The sequence below is a fragment of the Dermacoccus sp. Ellin185 genome (assembly GCF_000152185.1).
GTDB lineage: Bacteria > Actinomycetota > Actinomycetes > Actinomycetales > Dermatophilaceae > Dermacoccus > Dermacoccus nishinomiyaensis.
On record NZ_AEIQ01000088.1, the window covers coordinates 59,210 to 76,233 of the forward strand.

Genomic DNA, 17,024 nt, shown 5'->3' on the forward strand with positions numbered 1-17,024 from the left:
TCGGCGATCGTCATCGAGGGTCAGGAGGCCTGACCGAAGATGTCGATGTTGCCTTCCGTGAGCGAGACGATGGCGCGCTTGGTGTCCTTGCGCTTGCCCATGCCGAAACGTGTACGGCGCGTCTTGCCCTTGCGGTTCAGCGTGTGCACCGACGCGACCTTGACGTCGAAGATCTGCTCGATGGCGATCTTGATCTCCGTCTTGTTCGCACGCGGGTCCACGATGAACGTGTACTTGCCCTCGTCGAGGAGTGCGTAGGACTTCTCCGAGACGACGGGCTGGATGATGACGTCGCGGGGGTCCTTGTTCAGGGTGCTCACTTGGTGTCCTCCGACTTCTGGCCGCCGGCGACGAATGCGTCGAACGCAGCCTTCGTGAACGCGATGTCGTCGGCGCACAGCACGTCGTACGTGTTGAGCTGGTCGCTCCAGAGCACGTGGACGTTCGGCAGGTTGCGAACGCTGAGCTCGGAGACCGAGTCCATGCGGTCGATGACGACGAGGAGGTTCTTGCGGTCCGAGAGCGTGCCGAGGAACTTCGCGGCAGCCTTCGTCGACGGCGCCTCACCGGCGACGACGGACTCGAGAACGTGGATGCGCTCGAAACGGGCGCGGTCCGAGAGGGCTCCGCGCAGGGCGGCGGCCTTCATCTTCTTGGGCGTGCGCTGGCTGTAGTCGCGCGGCTGCGGGCCGTGGACGGTGCCACCGCCGGCGAACTGCGGCGCGCGGGTCGAACCCTGACGGGCGCGACCGGTGCCCTTCTGGCGGTACGGCTTGCGCCCACCACCACGGACCTCGCCGCGGGTCTTGGTCTTGTGCGTGCCCTGACGAGCTGCGGCCAGCTGCGCCACCACGACCTGGTGGATCAGCGGGACGTTGGTGGCGACATCGAAGATGTCGGCCGGCAGTTCGACAGAACCGGACGTCTTGCCCTCGGGGCTCAGGATGTCAACGGTAGTCATGCTCAGGCTCCCTTGATGGCCGTGCGCACGAGAACGACAGCGCCCGCGGGGCCGGGAACGGCACCCTTGATGAGCAGCAGGCCCTTCTCAGCGTCCACGGCGTGGATCTGGAGGTTCTGGGTCGTCTGGCGAACGCCACCCATGCGACCGGCCATGCGCATGCCCTTGAAGACTCGACCCGGGGTGGCGCAGCCACCGATCGAACCCGGCTTGCGGTGGTTGCGGTGCGCACCGTGCGAGGCCGAGACACCGGCGAAGCCGTGACGCTTCATGACACCGGCGAAACCCTTGCCCTTGGTGCGGCCGACGACGTCGACCTTCTGGCCGGCCTCGAAAGCCTCTGCCGTCAGCTCCTGGCCGAGCGAGTACTCGCCGGCGTCGGAGGTGCGCAGTTCGGCCAGGTGGCGGCGCGGCGTGACGCCGGCCTTCTCGAAGTGGCCGGTCAGCGGCTTCGTGACCTTGCGCGGGTCGATCTGGCCGTAGCCGATCTGAACCGCGTTGTAGCCGTCGACGCCTTCGCTGCGCAGCTGCGTGACGACGCACGGGCCGACGGCGACGACGGTGACGGGGATGAGGCGGTTGTCGGCGTCCCAGACCTGGGTCATGCCGAGCTTCTCGCCGAGGAGGCCCTTCACGGGGCGCTCAGTGGTTGCAGTCATGAGTCAAACCCTCGCTTACAGCTTGATCTCGATGTTGACGTCGGCCGGGAGGTCGAGTCGCATGAGCGAGTCCACCGCCTTCGGCGTCGGGTCAACGATGTCGATGAGGCGCTTGTGCGTACGCATCTCGAAGTGCTCGCGGCTGTCCTTGTACTTGTGCGGCGACCGGATGACGCAGAAGACGTTCTTCTCCGTCGGCAGCGGCACCGGTCCAACGACCGTTGCGCCTGCACGGGTCACCGTGTCGACAATCTTGCGCGCCGAGCTGTCGATGACCTCGTGGTCATACGACTTCAGTCGGATGCGGATCTTCTGTCCCGCCATTCGCGTGAGTCTCTCTTCTCGCCGATCATGTTCGTGTCCGGCTCCCCCACCCACGCGCTCGGGCGTGTCGCGCGCCCTCCGGGCGCGATCTTCCGGCAGGAAGATCTGGAGGCTTTTCAGCCGGTGCTTGCGCTTCCCTGGACGCACGCCGTTCCATGAGAACGTGTGCACTTCGTGAGGGAAGTGCGAACAAGTGCGTTTCAGAGGCGGCAGTGCAGGTACGGACCTTCACCACGCGTCAAGCAACTTGTCCATAGTGCCAGATCGCCCCCGCCGCCTCCAAATCGGGGCGTCGGGGGCGCTGATGGCGAGGGCATAGTGCGGCGGTCGCGGCGTCTCAATCCCGCGCGTGCTCGAGCGCCGCGATGAGGACGCACAGGGCCACGCCCGCCATGGCCTCCTCGACCTCGGCCAGGGGCGGCAGGCTGGGCGCGAGCCGGATGTTCTCGTCCAACGGGTCCTTGCCGTACGGGAACGAGGCGCCTGCCGGTGTCAGGGCGATGCCCGCCTCCTTGGCGAGTTCGACGACGCGGCTCGCGGTGCCGGGCACGACGTCGAGGTTGACGAAGTAGCCGCCCTCCGGCTTGTTCCAGCGTGCGACCCCGTACTCACCCAGCCGCTCGCTGAGGGCTGCGTCGACGGCAGCGAACTTGGGCGCCATGATGGCGGCGTGCTTGCGCATGTGCTCGCGCACCCCCTCTGCGTCGCCGAAGAACTGCGCGTGGGCCAACTGGTTCACCTTGTCCGGGCCGATGGAGCCGTGCCCGAGGTTCGCCAAGTACCAGCCGACCGTCTCGCGCGAGCCGGCCAGGAACGCGACGCCGGCACCGGCGAAGGTGATCTTCGACGTGGAGGCGAACATGATCGGGCGATCGGGATGGCCCGACGCCTGGGCCAGGCTCACGATGTCGGCCGACTTCGCCTCGTTCATGCTGAGATGGTGCACGGCGTACGCGTTGTCCCAAAAAATGCGGAAATCAGGCGCGGCGGCCGGCATCGCCGCCAGCTTCGCCGCGACCTCCTGCGAGCAGATCGCGCCGGTGGGGTTGGCGTATGTCGGCACGATCCACATGCCCTTGATGCTCGGGTCGTGCGCGACGAGGCGGGCGCACTCGTCCGCGTCGGGCCCGTCCTCACGCATCGGCACGTTGATCATCTCGATGCCGAGGCTCTCGAGCAGCCCGAAGTGGCGGTCGTACCCGGGCACGGGTGCGAGGAACTTGACGCTTCCCTCCTGTGACCACGGGCGCGGCGAGCCGAGGCCGCCTCGCAGCAGGTGATAGACGAGAACGTCGTGCATCATCGTCAGGCTCGAGTTGTTGCCCGCAACGATCTGATCGACGTCGACCCCGAGCAGGTCGGCGAAGATGCTTCGGATCTCCACGAGACCGGGCAACCCCCCGTAGTTGCGGACGTCGACCCCTGACGCATCCTTCGTCCCCTCGGGCAACGACAGTAGCGCGTTCGACAGGTCGAGCTGCGCTGACGACGGCTTGCCGCGCGTGAGATCGAGACTCAGCCCGCGCGCACGTAACTGTTCGTAGTCGGCCTGGACGCGCTTCAACAGCTCATCACGCTCGGCGCGGGTGAGGTCGGCGAGTGACACGATGTCTCCTAGGTGCTGCGGTCGGTCTTGTCACCATCCTTTCACGGCGGGCGCGTCCCCCACGGGGCCGGCGCGCTCTGGTGGTCCACATCGCGGGCTTCGTCGAACGGCCCGCTCATGAGGGCCACGGAACCGCTCGGTCGCCGGTGCCGTCACAGCCATGAACGCGTTCGAGACCACGAACGGACCCGAGGCAGAGGAGAGCACGATGAAGACCCCCCGCATGGCAGCAGCGGCCCTGACGTTCGCCGCCGCGCTGTCCCTCACGGCATGTCAGGACGAGCAGGCCGCGACCACCAAGGGCTCGGCCTCGTCCCCGACGTCGTCTGCGTCCACGGCAACGGAGTCCTCCCCCACATCGTCGTCGTCGAGTGCCGCCGAGACTTCACCCTCTTCGGCACCGCCGTCCGCCTCCGCCGGCAGTGACGCTGCGGCCGCCGGCCCCACCGGCGCCCGTCCCGAGGCACCCGAGAAGGTGACGCCGCCCGCGGGCTCCGTGATGACGAACGCGAGCGTCGTCATGGCGGGCGGATACAAATCCGAACCGAGTTCCCAGTACGCGAAGCTGTACAGCGTCTGGAAGATCGATGGTACCGGCCCCGGCGTCGCCACGATCCAGTACGAGATGCTGGACGGCGACAACAAGGTGCTCGCGACGGCTGAGAGCTCCATCAACGTGGGCAAGGGCCGCCAGATGACCAAGGTCGACAACGGCCTGAGCAAGGCGCCCGCCGGCAGCGTCAAGGTGCGCATGCGCATCACCAAGGTGGAGCCCAACCCGCACGCAGACGACATCGCGGTTTCCGATGTCAAGGTCATTCCGGACGGGTACGAAGGTTTTCGACCCCGCATCACCGGCAAATATGCGGCCGGCCCCGAGTCGCAGGTCTATGGCTTCAACGCGGTGTGCTACGAGCGCGCGAGCGGACGTGTCGTCGTCGGCAACGGCATGGCCGACGACGGTGGCGCGAAGAGCGGTACCTTCACCCTCGATCTCGGCGCCGCCCCAAGCCACTGGCACCCCACGCAGTGCTTCGTCGGCCAGAGCGGCAGTGGTGCTTGACACCCGTCGCAGCGCACCATCGGGAACGCAGGAGGGCCCGAGCACCTCACGGTGCCCGGGCCCTTCTTCGATGATGTCACTCCCTCACGGGAGCGAGATCACTTGATGATCTTGGTGACGCGACCGGCGCCGACCGTACGACCACCCTCACGGATGGCGAACTTGAGGCCTTCCTCCATGGCGATGGGCTGGATGAGCTCCACCGTCATGTCGGTGTTGTCGCCGGGCATGACCATCTCGGTGCCCTCGGGCAGGTGCACGACACCCGTGACGTCCGTCGTACGGAAGTAGAACTGCGGACGGTAGTTGTCGTAGAACGGCGTGTGACGGCCACCTTCGTCCTTCGACAGGATGTAGACCTGAGCCTCGAAGTCCGTGTGCGGGGTGATCGAACCCGGCTTCACGACGACCTGGCCACGCTCGACGTCCTCGCGCTTGATGCCGCGAAGGAGCAGACCGACGTTCTCACCCGCGCGACCCTCGTCGAGCAGCTTGCGGAACATCTCGATGCCCGTGACGGTCGTCTTGGCAGCCGGACCCTCGTGGATACCGACGATCTCGACGTCCTCGTTGACGTTCAGGACACCGCGCTCGATGCGACCGGTGACGACGGTGCCACGACCGGTGATCGTGAAGACGTCCTCGACGGGCATGAGGAAAGGCTTGTCGATGTCGCGCTCCGGCTCCGGGATCGACTCGTCGACAGCGTTCATGAGGTTCATGAGCTTGTCGCCCCACTCGGCGTCGCCCTCGAGCGCCTTGAGCGCCGAGACCTGGACGACGGGCAGGTCGTCACCCGGGAAGTCGTAGGAGGACAGCAGTTCGCGGACCTCCATCTCGACGAGCTCCATGATCTCTTCGTCGTCGACCATGTCAGCCTTGTTCAGCGCGACGACGATGTAGGGAACGCCGACCTGGCGAGCCAGGAGGACGTGCTCCTTCGTCTGCGGCATCGGACCGTCGGTCGCGGCGACGACGAGGATGGCGCCGTCCATCTGCGCCGCACCCGTGATCATGTTCTTCACGTAGTCAGCGTGACCGGGGCAGTCGACGTGAGCGTAGTGACGCTGCTCCGTCTGGTACTCGATGTGCGCGATCGAGATGGTGATGCCGCGCTGCTTCTCCTCGGGCGCCTTGTCGATCTCGTCGAACGGCGTGAAGGGGTTGAGCTCGGGGTACTTGTCGTGCAGAACCTTGGAGATTGCTGCCGTCAGCGTCGTCTTGCCGTGGTCGATGTGACCAATGGTGCCGATGTTGACGTGCGGCTTGTTCCGCTCGAACTTTGCCTTCGCCACTTGGGTCCTCCTCAGGACTTGTGTTGGTCAAACGCTGTGTCGCCTTCGGGTGAAGGCGCCGGGACGCGTCTGTTGGTTACAGGTGGTGTACGGGTCAATCGACGGGGATGAACCCGTTCACTCGCCCCGGATCTTCTTGATGATCTCGTCCGCGACGCTCCGGGGAACCTCGCTGTACGAGTCGAACTGCATCGTGTAGTTGGCACGACCCTGCGTCTTGGAACGGAGGTCGCCAACGTACCCGAACATCTCCGACAACGGAACCAGGCCGCGAACGACCTTGGCGCCACTGACGTCCTCCATGGCCTGGATCTGGCCACGGCGGGAGTTGATGTCACCGATCACGTCACCCATGTACTCCTCGGGCGTACGGACCTCGACAGCCATCATCGGCTCGAGGAGCACGGGGTCGGCCTTGCGGACGGCCTCCTTGAGCGCCATGGAACCGGCAATCTTGAACGCCATCTCCGAGGAGTCGACGTCGTGGTAGGCACCGTCGACGAGGATCGCCTTGATGCCGACCAGCGGGTAGCCCGCGAGGACACCCTGCTGCATCGCATCCTGGATGCCGTTGTCGACCGACGGGATGTACTCGCGCGGCACGCGACCACCGACGACGGCGTTCTCGAACTCGTAGAGCTCGCCCTCGGCCGTGTCCAGGGGCTCGAAGGTGATCTGGACCTTCGCGAACTGGCCCGAACCACCGGTCTGCTTCTTGTGCGTGTAGTCGTACTTCGGGACGGCCTTGCGGATCGTCTCGCGGTAGGCGACCTGCGGCGCACCGACGTTTGCCTCGACCTTGAACTCGCGCTTCATGCGGTCGACCAGGATGTCGAGGTGGAGCTCGCCCATGCCTCGGATGATGGTCTGACCGGTCTCCTCGTCGAGCTCGACCTGGAAGGTCGGGTCTTCCTGAGCCAGCTTCTGGATGGCCGTGGAGAGCTTCTCCTGGTCACCCTTCGTCTTGGGCTCGATGGCCACGGAGATGACGGGCTCCGGGAACGTCATCGACTCGAGAACGATCTGCTCGTTCACGTCGGACAGCGTGTCACCGGTGGTGGTCTCCTTGAGACCGATCGCCGCGTAGATGTGACCGGCCTGTGCTTCCTCGACCGGGTTCTCCTTGTTGGCGTGCATCTGGAAGAGCTTGCCGACGCGCTCCTTCTTGCCCTTCGTCGAGTTGACGACGGCCGAGCCGGCGGAGATCTTGCCCGAGTAGACGCGGATGAAGGTCAGCGAACCGAAGAACGGGTGCGCGGCGACCTTGAACGCCAGAGCCGAGAACGGCTCGTCGAGAGCCGGCTTGCGCGTGATCTCGGTCTCCTCGTCGCCCGGCTTGTGGCCGATCATCGGGGGGACGTCGAGCGGGCTCGGCAGGTAGTCGACGACGGCGTCGAGCATCGGCTGGACACCGCGGTTCTTGAAGGCCGAACCACACATGACCGGGTACAGCTCGGAGTTGACCGTGAGCTTGCGGATGCCGGCCTTGAGCTCAGCCGTCGTGAGCTCCTCGCCACCGAGGTACTTCTCCATGAGGTCGTCGTCCGACTCGGCGACGCGCTCGACGAGCGCGTTACGGTACTCATCGGCCTTGGCCTGCAGGTCGGCCGGGATCTCCTGGATCTCGTACTTGGCGCCCATGGTGACGTCACCCTTGGCGTCGCCGGGCCACACGAGCGCCCGCATCTCGACGAGGTCGACGACACCGATGAAGTCGTTCTCCGCACCGATGGGGAGCTGGAGGACGAGGGGCTCGGCGCCCAGACGGTCCTTGATGGTCTGCACGGTGAAGTAGAAGTCCGCGCCCATCTTGTCCATCTTGTTGACGAAGCACATGCGCGGAACGTCGTACTTGTCCGCCTGACGCCAGACCGTCTCGGACTGGGGCTCGACGCCCTCCTTGCCGTCGAAGACGGCGACGGCGCCGTCGAGCACGCGCAGGGAACGCTCGACCTCGACGGTGAAGTCGACGTGGCCCGGCGTGTCGATGATGTTGATCTGGGTGCCGTTCCAGAACGACGTCACAGCAGCAGACGTGATCGTGATGCCACGCTCCTTCTCCTGCTCCATCCAGTCGGTCGTCGACGCACCGTCGTGCGTCTCACCGATCTTGTGGTTGACGCCGGTGTAGAACAGGATCCGCTCGGTCACCGTCGTCTTGCCGGCGTCGATGTGCGCCATGATGCCGATGTTGCGGACCTTCTTGAGGTCAGTCAGCACGTCCTGTGCCACGGTGTCTCTTCTCGTTCGAAGTTCAGTGTGAGTAGCTGGAGCGAGCCGGGACGGCGGCCCGAACCCATCCTACGGAGAGGACGGGCCGCCGACCCAACCGCGATCACCAGCGGTAGTGCGCGAAGGCCTTGTTCGACTCGGCCATCTTGTGCGTGTCCTCGCGGCGCTTGACCGCGGCACCCAGACCGTTGCTGGCGTCCAGGATCTCGTTCATCAGACGCTCGGTCATCGTCTTCTCGCGACGCTGACGCGAGTAGCCGACGAGCCAGCGCAGCGACAGCGTCGTCGCGCGGCCCGGCTTGACCTCGATCGGCACCTGGTAGGTCGCACCACCGACGCGGCGGGACTTGACCTCGAGGGCCGGCTTGATGTTGTCGAGAGCGCGCTTCAGCGTCACGACCGGGTCGGTACCCGTCTTCTCACGGCAACCTTCGAGGGCGTCGTACACGATGCGCTCGGCGATGGACTTCTTGCCGTCGAGCAGGATCTTGTTGACGAGCTGCGTGACGAGCGGCGAACCGTAGACCGGGTCGACGACGAGGGGACGCTTAGGAGCAGGACCCTTACGAGGCATTACTTCTTCTCCTTCTTGGCGCCGTAGCGGCTACGAGCCTGGTTGCGGCCCTTGACACCCTGGGTGTCGAGCGCGCCGCGGATGATCTTGTAGCGCACACCGGGAAGGTCCTTCACACGGCCACCACGCACGAGCACGATCGAGTGCTCCTGCAGGTTGTGGCCGACGCCCGGGATGTAAGCCGTGACCTCGATGCCAGAGGTGAGCTTCACACGGGCGACCTTTCGCAGAGCCGAGTTCGGCTTCTTCGGGGTCGTGGTGTAGACGCGGGTGCACACACCGCGTCGCTGGGGGCTGCCCTTGAGAGCCGGAGTCGAGGCCTTCGTGGCCTTGTCCTGGCGACCCTTGCGGACGAGCTGGTTGATCGTAGGCAACCTAGTTCTCCGAACGTGTCGTATCTGTTCTGCCTGCAGGATGAATCGCAGGCTCCTTGGTCTCGTCGCGGATCGTGCGCCGAAGGGCGCAACAGGCGCGACCCCTCCCCTGCACTTTCGTCGCGGGGCGCATGCACGACGTTCGAGACGCCGTGCCCGGCCCATCGCGGCGACTGCCCGGCGAGGGTGTGATCATGAGTGGAGTCCGGACAGACTCCTGCCATGCACCCGAGTAGTTTACCGACTCTCCCGGGCCCCGGCCAAATCGCGGGAGCATGCACGTTCCGACCGCAACGCGACACGCCGACGAACCTGAGGAGACCGCGAGGGGCACCCCCTGCCTGTGCAGGAGATGCCCCTCGCGGCGTGGATCTGCGTCGATCAGCTGTCGAAGCCGAGCGTCGCGTCGTCCAGTCGGACGGCCTCGCCCGAGCCCGGGCCAAAGACCGGGTAGTCGTACGGCTGGTAGTCCGGCAGCGCGTACATCGCGGCCTTCGCCTCCTCCGTCGGCTCCACCTTGACGTTGCGGTAACGGCTGAGGCCGGTACCCGCCGGGATGAGCTTTCCGAGGATGACGTTCTCCTTGAGGCCGAGCAGCGGGTCGCTCTTGACGTTCATCGCGGCCTCGGTGAGGACGCGCGTCGTCTCCTGGAACGATGCCGCCGACAGCCACGACTCGGTGGCCAGCGAAGCCTTCGTGATACCCATGAGCTCGCTACGACCCGACGCCGGACGTCCGCCCTCGGCAATCGCCTTGCGCGAGGCGTCCTCGAAGCGCGCGCGGTCGGCCAGCTCACCCGGGAGCAGGTCGGTGTCACCCGCCTCGATGATCGTCACGCGGCGCAGCATCTGACGCACGATGACCTCGATGTGCTTGTCGTGGATCGACACACCCTGCTGGCGGTACACGCCCTGGACCTCGTCGACGAGGTGCTTCTGCACCTCACGCGGGCCGAGGATGCGCAGCACCTGCTTCGGGTCGATCGCACCCTGCACGAGTAGCGTGCCGACCTCGACGCGCTGGCCGTCCTCGACGAGCAGGCGCGCACGCTTGCTCACCGGGTAGGCGTGCGGCTCCGAGCCGTCGTCCGGGATGAGGTTGATGCGACGAGCCTTGTCGGTCTCCTCGATCTCGATCTTTCCGGATGCCTCCGCGATCGGGGCGACACCCTTCGGCGTGCGAGCCTCGAAGAGCTCGACGACTCGGGGCAGACCCTGCGTGATGTCGTCACCCGCGGCACCGCCGGTGTGGAAGGTACGCATCGTCAGCTGCGTGCCCGGCTCACCGATCGACTGCGCCGCGATGATGCCGACAGCCTCGCCGATGTCGACGAGCTTGCCGGTCGCGAGCGAACGGCCGTAGCACTTCGCACACGTCCCGACGCGCGACTCACAGGTGAGGACCGAGCGGACCTTGACCTCTTCGATGCCGGCGTCGATCAGCTTGCTGAGCGCGACGTCACCGAGGTCGTCACCGGCCTGCAGGAACGTCTCGCCGTCGATCTCGACCGTCTGCGCCACGTTGCGGGCGTAGACCGAGCTCTCGACGTCCTCGTGCTCGACCAGCTGGCCGTCAGAGTTGCGCTGCGCGATCGGCAGGACGAGACCGCGCTTCGTGCCGCAGTCCTCCTCGCGGATGATGACGTCCTGCGAGACGTCGACGAGACGACGCGTCAGGTAACCCGAGTCGGCCGTACGCAGAGCGGTGTCGGCCAGACCCTTTCGTGCACCGTGGGTCGAGATGAAGAACTCCAGCACCGACAGGCCCTCACGGAAGTTGGCCTTGATCGGACGCGGGATGATCTCGCCCTTCGGGTTGGCCATGAGGCCTCGCATACCCGCGAGCTGGCGCAGCTGGAACCAGTTACCACGGGCACCCGAGTTGACCATGCGGTAGATCGGGTTGTCCTTCGGGAAGTTGTTCTCCATCTGCTTGGAGACCTCGTTCGCCGCCTGCGTCCAGATCTCGATGAGCTCCTGACGGCGCTCGTCGTCCGTGATGAGACCACGGTCGAACTGCAGCTGCACCTTCGCGGCCTTGGCGTCGTAGCTCTCGAGGATCTCGTCCTTGTTCGAGGGCATGACGACGTCCGAGATGGCGACGGTCGTGCCCGAGCGCGTGGCCCAGTGGAAACCGGTCTCCTTCAGCGCATCGAGCGACGCCGCGACCTGGACCTTCGAGTAACGCTCCGCAAGGTCGTTGACGATGGCCGAGAGGACCTTCTTGTCGACGGGCTTGTTGATGTACTCGTAGTCCTCCGGCAGCGTGCCGTTGAAGATCGCGCGACCCAGGGTCGTACGGATCCGCAGCTCGGAGACGAAGCCGTTCTGGTCCGCCTCGACGCCGTCGGGCAGCACCGTGCCGGCCGTCGGGACGAAGTCGCGAAGACGCACCGAGATCGGCGTGCCGATCTTGATCTCGCCCGCGTCGAAGGCCATGCGGGCCTCGGCGACGGTCGCGAACGCGCGGATGTCCTCGTCCTTCATCTCGTCGGCGTCGAGCACCTCGGAGGTGAGGTGGAACAGACCGATGATCATGTCCTGCGTCGGCATCGTCACGGGACGACCGTCGGCGGGCTTGAGGATGTTGTTGCTCGAGAGCATGAGGATGCGGGCCTCGGCCTGCGCCTCGGAGCTGAGCGGCACGTGGACGGCCATCTGGTCACCGTCGAAGTCGGCGTTGAACGCCGAGCAGACGAGCGGGTGGATCTGGACGGCCTTGCCCTCGACGAGCTGCGGCTCGAACGCCTGGATGCCCAGACGGTGCAGCGTCGGCGCGCGGTTGAGCAGCACGGGGTGCTCACGGATGACCTCTTCGAGGACGTCCCACACGACCGGGCGGGCACGCTCGACCATGCGCTTCGCCGACTTGATGTTCTGCGCGTGCTCGAGGTCGACGAGGCGCTTCATGACGAACGGCTTGAACAGCTCGAGCGCCATCTGCTTGGGCAGACCGCACTGGTGCAGCTTGAGCGTCGGACCGACGACGATGACCGAACGACCCGAGTAGTCGACTCGCTTGCCGAGCAGGTTCTGACGGAAACGACCCTGCTTGCCCTTGAGCATGTCGGACAGCGACTTGAGCGGGCGGTTGCCCGGACCGGTCACCGGTCGACCACGACGGCCGTTGTCGAACAGCGCGTCGACGGCCTCCTGAAGCATGCGCTTCTCGTTGTTGACGATGATCTCCGGCGCACCGAGGTCGAGCAGACGCTTGAGTCGGTTGTTGCGGTTGATCACACGGCGGTACAGGTCGTTGAGGTCGGACGTCGCGAAACGGCCACCGTCGAGCTGCACCATCGGGCGCAGGTCCGGCGGGATGACCGGGACGCAGTCGAGAACCATGCCGGCCGGCTTGTTCTCGGTCTGCTGGAAGGCCGTGACGACGCGCAGACGCTTGAGCGCACGCGTCTTCTTCTGGCCCTTGCCCGTCGCGATGATCTCGCGCAGCAGCTCCGCCTCGGCGTCGAGGTCGAAGTTCTCGAGACGCTTCTGCAGCGCCGCAGCGCCCATGCCGCCCTCGAAGTACAGACCGAAACGGTCACGCATCTCGCGGTAGAGGATCTCGTCGCCCTCGAGGTCCTGGACCTTGAGGTTCTTGAAACGATCCCAGACCTGCTCGAGGCGCTCGATCTGCTGATCCGCGCGCTTGCGGATCTGCGTCATCTCGCGCTCGGCCGACTCGCGGACCTTGCGGCGGGCGTCAGCCTTGGCGCCCTCCTTCTCGAGCTCGGCGAGGTCGGCCTCGAGCTTCGTCGAACGCGTGTTGATGTCCGCGTCGCGACGGTTCTCGAGTTCCTTCTTCTCGACCTCGATCTGGTTCTCGAGCGACGGCAGGTCGGCGTGACGCTGCTCCTCGTCGACCGAGGTGATCATGTAGGCCGCGAAGTAGATGACCTTCTCGAGGTCCTTCGGCGCGAGGTCCAGCAGGTAGCCCAGACGGCTCGGGACACCCTTGAAGTACCAGATGTGCGTGACCGGCGCGGCGAGCTCGATGTGGCCCATGCGCTCGCGACGAACCGCGGAACGCGTGACCTCGACGCCGCAGCGCTCACAGATGATGCCCTTGAAACGGACGCGCTTGTACTTGCCGCAGTAGCACTCCCAGTCGCGCGTCGGGCCGAAGATCTTCTCGCAGAAGAGTCCGTCCTTCTCGGGCTTGAGGGTGCGGTAGTTGATGGTTTCGGGCTTCTTGACCTCGCCGTGCGACCACTCGCGGATGTCGTCCGCGGTCGCGAGGCCGATGCGAAGCTCGTCGAAGAAGTTGACGTCCAGCACGTTGCTGATTCCTTCTCTCGCCTAAATCTGAAAAGTCTGATCGTTGCTGTTGTGGTTGTCCGGTCGGCTCGTTCGAGCCGCGGACCTACGTCTGCGCCGGCTGATCCGACACGCGGTGGGCCGGGCGATCATCTCGATCGACCCACCGCGTGTCGGGCGCCGTGATCAGACTTCCTCGACGCTGCTCGGCTCGCGGCGCGACAGGTCGATGCCCAGCTCCTCCGCGGCCCGGAACACTTCCTGCTCCGAGTCGCGCAGGTCGATGGCGGTGCCGTCACTGCTCAGGACCTCGACGTTGAGGCAGAGCGACTGCATCTCCTTGATGAGGACCTTGAACGACTCCGGGATGCCCGGCTCGGGGATGTTCTCGCCCTTGACGATGGCCTCGTACACCTTGACGCGGCCCGTCACGTCGTCCGACTTGATCGTCAGCAACTCCTGCAGGGCGTATGCGGCGCCGTAGGCCTCGAGGGCCCACACCTCCATCTCACCGAAGCGCTGACCACCGAACTGCGCCTTACCACCGAGCGGCTGCTGCGTGATCATCGAGTACGGACCCGTCGAACGCGCGTGGATCTTCTCGTCGACGAGGTGGTGCAGCTTCAGGATGTACATGTACCCGACGGAGACCGGCTCCGGGAACGGCTCACCCGAGCGGCCGTCGAACAGCTGCGCCTTGCCGGAGTCGCCGATGAGGCGCACGCCGTCGCGCGTCGTGTTCGTCGACTCGAGCAGGCCACGGATCTCCGTCTCGCGCGCACCGTCGAACACGGGCGTCGCAATACGGGTGTTCGGGCCCGTCTCACGTGCATCGGCCGGGATCTTGGCCGCCCACTCCGGGTCACCCTCGATCTTCCAACCACGCGAGGCGGCCCAGCCCATGTGCAGCTCGAGCACCTGACCGGGGTTCATTCGCGAGGGAACACCGAGCGGGTTGAGCACGACGTCGACCGGCGTGCCGTCCTCGAGGAACGGCATGTCCTCGACCGGCAGGATCTTCGAGATGACGCCCTTGTTGCCGTGACGGCCGGCGAGCTTGTCACCGTCGGTGATCTTGCGCTTGTTCGCCACGTAGACACGCACGAGCTGGTTGACGCCCGGGGGCAACTCGTCGCCCTCGTCACGGTCGAAGACCTTGACGCCGATGACCGTGCCGGTCTCACCGTGCGGAACCTTCATCGACGTGTCGCGGACCTCGCGGGCCTTCTCACCGAAGATGGCGCGCAGCAGGCGCTCCTCCGGCGTCAGCTCGGTCTCACCCTTGGGCGTGACCTTGCCGACGAGCAGGTCGCCGTCACGAACCTCGGCGCCGACGCGGATGATACCGCGCTCGTCGAGGTCGGCCAGCACCTCGTCGGAGACGTTCGGGATGTCCCGCGTGATCTCCTCCGGGCCCAGCTTCGTGTCGCGGGCGTCGATCTCGTGCTCCTCGATGTGGATCGAGGAGAGCGTGTCGTCCTGCACGAGGCGCTGCGACAGGATGATCGCGTCCTCGTAGTTGTAGCCCTCCCACGGCATGAACGCCACGAGCAGGTTCTTGCCGAGCGACATCTCGCCGCCGTCGGTGGCGGGGCCGTCAGCGATGACGGCGCCCTCCTCGAGGCGCTCACCCTCGTTGACCACGACACGCTGGTTGTAGCAGGTGCCCTGGTTCGAGCGCGTGAACTTCGCGATGCGGTACGTCGAGTACGTCGCGTCGTCGTTGGCGACCGTGACGAGGTCGGCGGAGACCTCCTGCACGACACCCGCCTTCGTGGCTCGCACGACGTCACCCGAGTCGAGTGCCGCACGGTACTCGATGCCGGTACCGACGAGCGGAGCCTCCGAACGAACGAGCGGCACCGCCTGACGCTGCATGTTGGCACCCATGAGGGCGCGGTTGGCGTCGTCGTGCTCGAGGAACGGGATGAGTGCGGTCGCGGCCGACACCATCTGACGCGCCGAGACGTCCATGTAGTCGACGTCCTCGATCGCGACGTCGCTCGCCTCTCCGCCCTTGGTGCGCGCCATGACGCGGTCCTCGGCGAAGTGGTTGTCCGGCGTCAGCGGCGCGTTCGCCTGCGCGATGACGAACGTGTCCTCCTCGTCCGCCGACAAGTAGTCGACGTCGTCGGTGACCTGGCCGTCGACGACCTTGCGGTACGGCGTCTCGACGAAACCGAACGGGTTGATGCGACCGAACGACGCGAGCGAACCGATGAGACCGATGTTCGGGCCTTCCGGCGTCTCGATCGGGCACATGCGGCCGTAGTGCGACGGGTGGACGTCACGGACCTCCATGCCTGCGCGGTCCCGCGAGAGACCACCGGGGCCCAGCGCCGACAGACGACGCTTGTGCGTCAGACCGGCGAGCGGGTTGTTCTGGTCCATGAACTGCGACAGCTGCGACGTTCCGAAGAACTCCTTGATCGACGCCACCACGGGGCGGATGTTGATCAGGGTCTGCGGCGTGATGGCCTCGACGTCCTGCGTCGTCATGCGCTCACGAACCACGCGCTCCATGCGGGACAGGCCCGTGCGAACCTGGTTCTGGATGAGCTCACCGACGTTGCGCAGGCGGCGGTTGCCGAAGTGGTCGATGTCGTCGATCTCGACGCGGACGTCGATCTCTTCGCCGTGACGCGTGCCCTTCATCGTCTCCTCGCCGGCGTGCAGCGCGACGATGTACTTGATGGTGGCGACGATGTCGTCGATGCCGAGCGTCGAGTCTTCGAGCCCGCCGTCGACGCCCAGCTTCTTGTTGACCTTGTAGCGGCCGACCTTCGCGAGATCGTAGCGCTTGCCGTTGAAGTACAGGTTGTCGAGCAGCTGCTGGGCAGCCTCACGCGTCGGCGGTTCGCCCGGGCGCAGCTTGCGGTAGATCTCGAGCAGCGCGGCGTCCTGGTCGGCCGTGTGGTCCTTCTCCAGGGTGGCGCGCATCGACTCGTACTGGCCGAACTCCTCGAGGATCTGAGCCTCGGTCCAGCCCAGCGCCTTGAGCAGCACCGTCACGGACTGCTTGCGCTTGCGGTCGACGCGGACACCGACCATGTCGCGCTTGTCGATCTCGAACTCGAGCCACGCACCACGGCTGGGGATGACCTTCGCCGTGTAGATCTCCTTGTCGGAGGTCTTGTCGATGGAGCGCTCGAAGTAGACGCCCGGCGAACGGACGAGCTGCGAGACGACGACGCGCTCGGTGCCGTTGATGACGAACGTGCCGCGGTCCGTCATGAGCGGGAAGTCGCCCATGAAGACCGTCTGGCTCTTGATCTCGCCCGTCTCGGCGTTCATGAACTCAGCCGTGACGAACAGCGGAGCCGCGTACGTCATGTCGCGCTCCTTGCACTCCTCGATGGAGTACTTGACGTCCTCGAATCGGTGGTCGCGGAAGCTCAGCGACATCGAGCCGGAGAAGTCTTCGATCGGCGAGATCTCCTCGAAGATCTCCTCCAGACCGGAGCGCTCGGGCACGTCGACACGGCCCTCCGACTTGGCGGCGGCCACGCGGGCCTGCCACTTCTCGTTGCCGAGAAGCCAGTCGAAGCTCTCGGTCTGCAGCGCGAGCAGATCCGGGATTTCGAGGGGCTCACGAATTTTGGCGAAGGTGAGACGGCCGGAGGCAGTCTTCGCCGAGGACAGAGTCTGGGTCGCGGTGCGCGAGGCAGCCAAGGAGGGT

The 17,024-nt window shown here is 65.8% G+C and carries 12 protein-coding genes; 1 reads left to right on the forward strand and 11 read right to left on the reverse strand.

Annotated elements, in window-relative coordinates:
• Positions 1 to 20: 20 nt before the first annotated feature.
• The 5 genes from rplW to HMPREF0321_RS09730 form a co-directional block, all read right to left on the reverse strand.
• Positions 21 to 320: a 50S ribosomal protein L23 gene (rplW, locus tag HMPREF0321_RS09710; protein WP_006946188.1), complete on the reverse strand. Its 300-nt coding sequence runs from the start codon at positions 318 to 320 to the stop codon at positions 21 to 23.
• Positions 317 to 961, reverse strand: a complete 645-nt coding sequence (rplD, locus tag HMPREF0321_RS09715; protein WP_006946139.1) for a 50S ribosomal protein L4 — start codon at positions 959 to 961, stop codon at positions 317 to 319. Before rplD ends, rplW begins: the two co-directional genes overlap by 4 nt.
• Positions 962 to 963: 2 nt before the next feature.
• Positions 964 to 1,620, reverse strand: coding sequence for a 50S ribosomal protein L3 (rplC, locus tag HMPREF0321_RS09720; protein WP_038567101.1), 657 nt, complete (start codon positions 1,618 to 1,620; stop codon positions 964 to 966).
• Between the two features lie 15 nt (positions 1,621 to 1,635).
• Entirely contained in the window at positions 1,636 to 1,944 is a 309-nt protein-coding gene (gene rpsJ, locus HMPREF0321_RS09725) for a 30S ribosomal protein S10 (RefSeq protein WP_006946210.1), read from the reverse strand.
• Between the two features lie 337 nt (positions 1,945 to 2,281).
• Positions 2,282 to 3,550: an aminotransferase gene (locus tag HMPREF0321_RS09730; protein WP_006946274.1), complete on the reverse strand. Its 1,269-nt coding sequence runs from the start codon at positions 3,548 to 3,550 to the stop codon at positions 2,282 to 2,284.
• A gap of 208 nt (positions 3,551 to 3,758) precedes the next feature.
• Between HMPREF0321_RS09730 and HMPREF0321_RS14950 the strand changes: the two genes are divergently transcribed.
• Positions 3,759 to 4,613, forward strand: coding sequence for a hypothetical protein (locus HMPREF0321_RS14950; RefSeq protein WP_139023619.1), 855 nt, complete (start codon positions 3,759 to 3,761; stop codon positions 4,611 to 4,613).
• 98 nt (positions 4,614 to 4,711) lie between these two features.
• On the opposite strand, the gene tuf is transcribed toward HMPREF0321_RS14950, so the two are convergent.
• From tuf to rpoB, 6 genes are all read right to left on the reverse strand, one after another.
• Positions 4,712 to 5,908, reverse strand: coding sequence for an elongation factor Tu (tuf, locus tag HMPREF0321_RS09740; RefSeq protein WP_006946303.1), 1,197 nt, complete (start codon positions 5,906 to 5,908; stop codon positions 4,712 to 4,714).
• Positions 5,909 to 6,025: 117 nt separating this feature from the next.
• On the reverse strand, positions 6,026 to 8,140 hold the full coding sequence (gene fusA / locus HMPREF0321_RS09745) for an elongation factor G (RefSeq protein ID WP_006946174.1): 2,115 nt from the start codon (positions 8,138 to 8,140) through the stop codon (positions 6,026 to 6,028).
• A gap of 103 nt (positions 8,141 to 8,243) precedes the next feature.
• Entirely contained in the window at positions 8,244 to 8,714 is a 471-nt protein-coding gene (gene rpsG, locus HMPREF0321_RS09750) for a 30S ribosomal protein S7 (RefSeq protein ID WP_006946238.1), read from the reverse strand.
• A complete protein-coding gene (gene rpsL, locus HMPREF0321_RS09755) occupies positions 8,714 to 9,088 on the reverse strand; it encodes a 30S ribosomal protein S12 (protein WP_006946105.1) in 375 nt (124 codons plus the stop codon). The genes rpsG and rpsL overlap by 1 nt, the downstream gene beginning before the upstream one ends.
• Positions 9,089 to 9,469: 381 nt before the next feature.
• Positions 9,470 to 13,366, reverse strand: coding sequence for a DNA-directed RNA polymerase subunit beta' (locus HMPREF0321_RS09760; protein WP_006946156.1), 3,897 nt, complete (start codon positions 13,364 to 13,366; stop codon positions 9,470 to 9,472).
• Positions 13,367 to 13,531: 165 nt separating this feature from the next.
• The gene (gene rpoB / locus HMPREF0321_RS09765) at positions 13,532 to 17,017 is read right to left on the reverse strand and encodes a DNA-directed RNA polymerase subunit beta (protein WP_006946069.1); all 3,486 of its coding nucleotides are present in this window, start codon (positions 17,015 to 17,017) and stop codon (positions 13,532 to 13,534) included.
• Positions 17,018 to 17,024 lie beyond the last annotated feature (7 nt).

Coding starts and splice junctions, on each gene's coding strand:
- rplD (WP_006946139.1), bottom strand. CDS start 961: ATGACTACCGTTGACATCCTGAGCCCCGAGGGCAAGACGTCCGGTTCT.
- rplC (WP_038567101.1), bottom strand. CDS start 1,620: ATGACTGCAACCACTGAGCGCCCCGTGAAGGGCCTCCTCGGCGAGAAG.
- rpsJ (WP_006946210.1), bottom strand. CDS start 1,944: ATGGCGGGACAGAAGATCCGCATCCGACTGAAGTCGTATGACCACGAG.
- HMPREF0321_RS14950 (WP_139023619.1), top strand. CDS start 3,759: ATGAAGACCCCCCGCATGGCAGCAGCGGCCCTGACGTTCGCCGCCGCG.
- rpsG (WP_006946238.1), bottom strand. CDS start 8,714: ATGCCTCGTAAGGGTCCTGCTCCTAAGCGTCCCCTCGTCGTCGACCCG.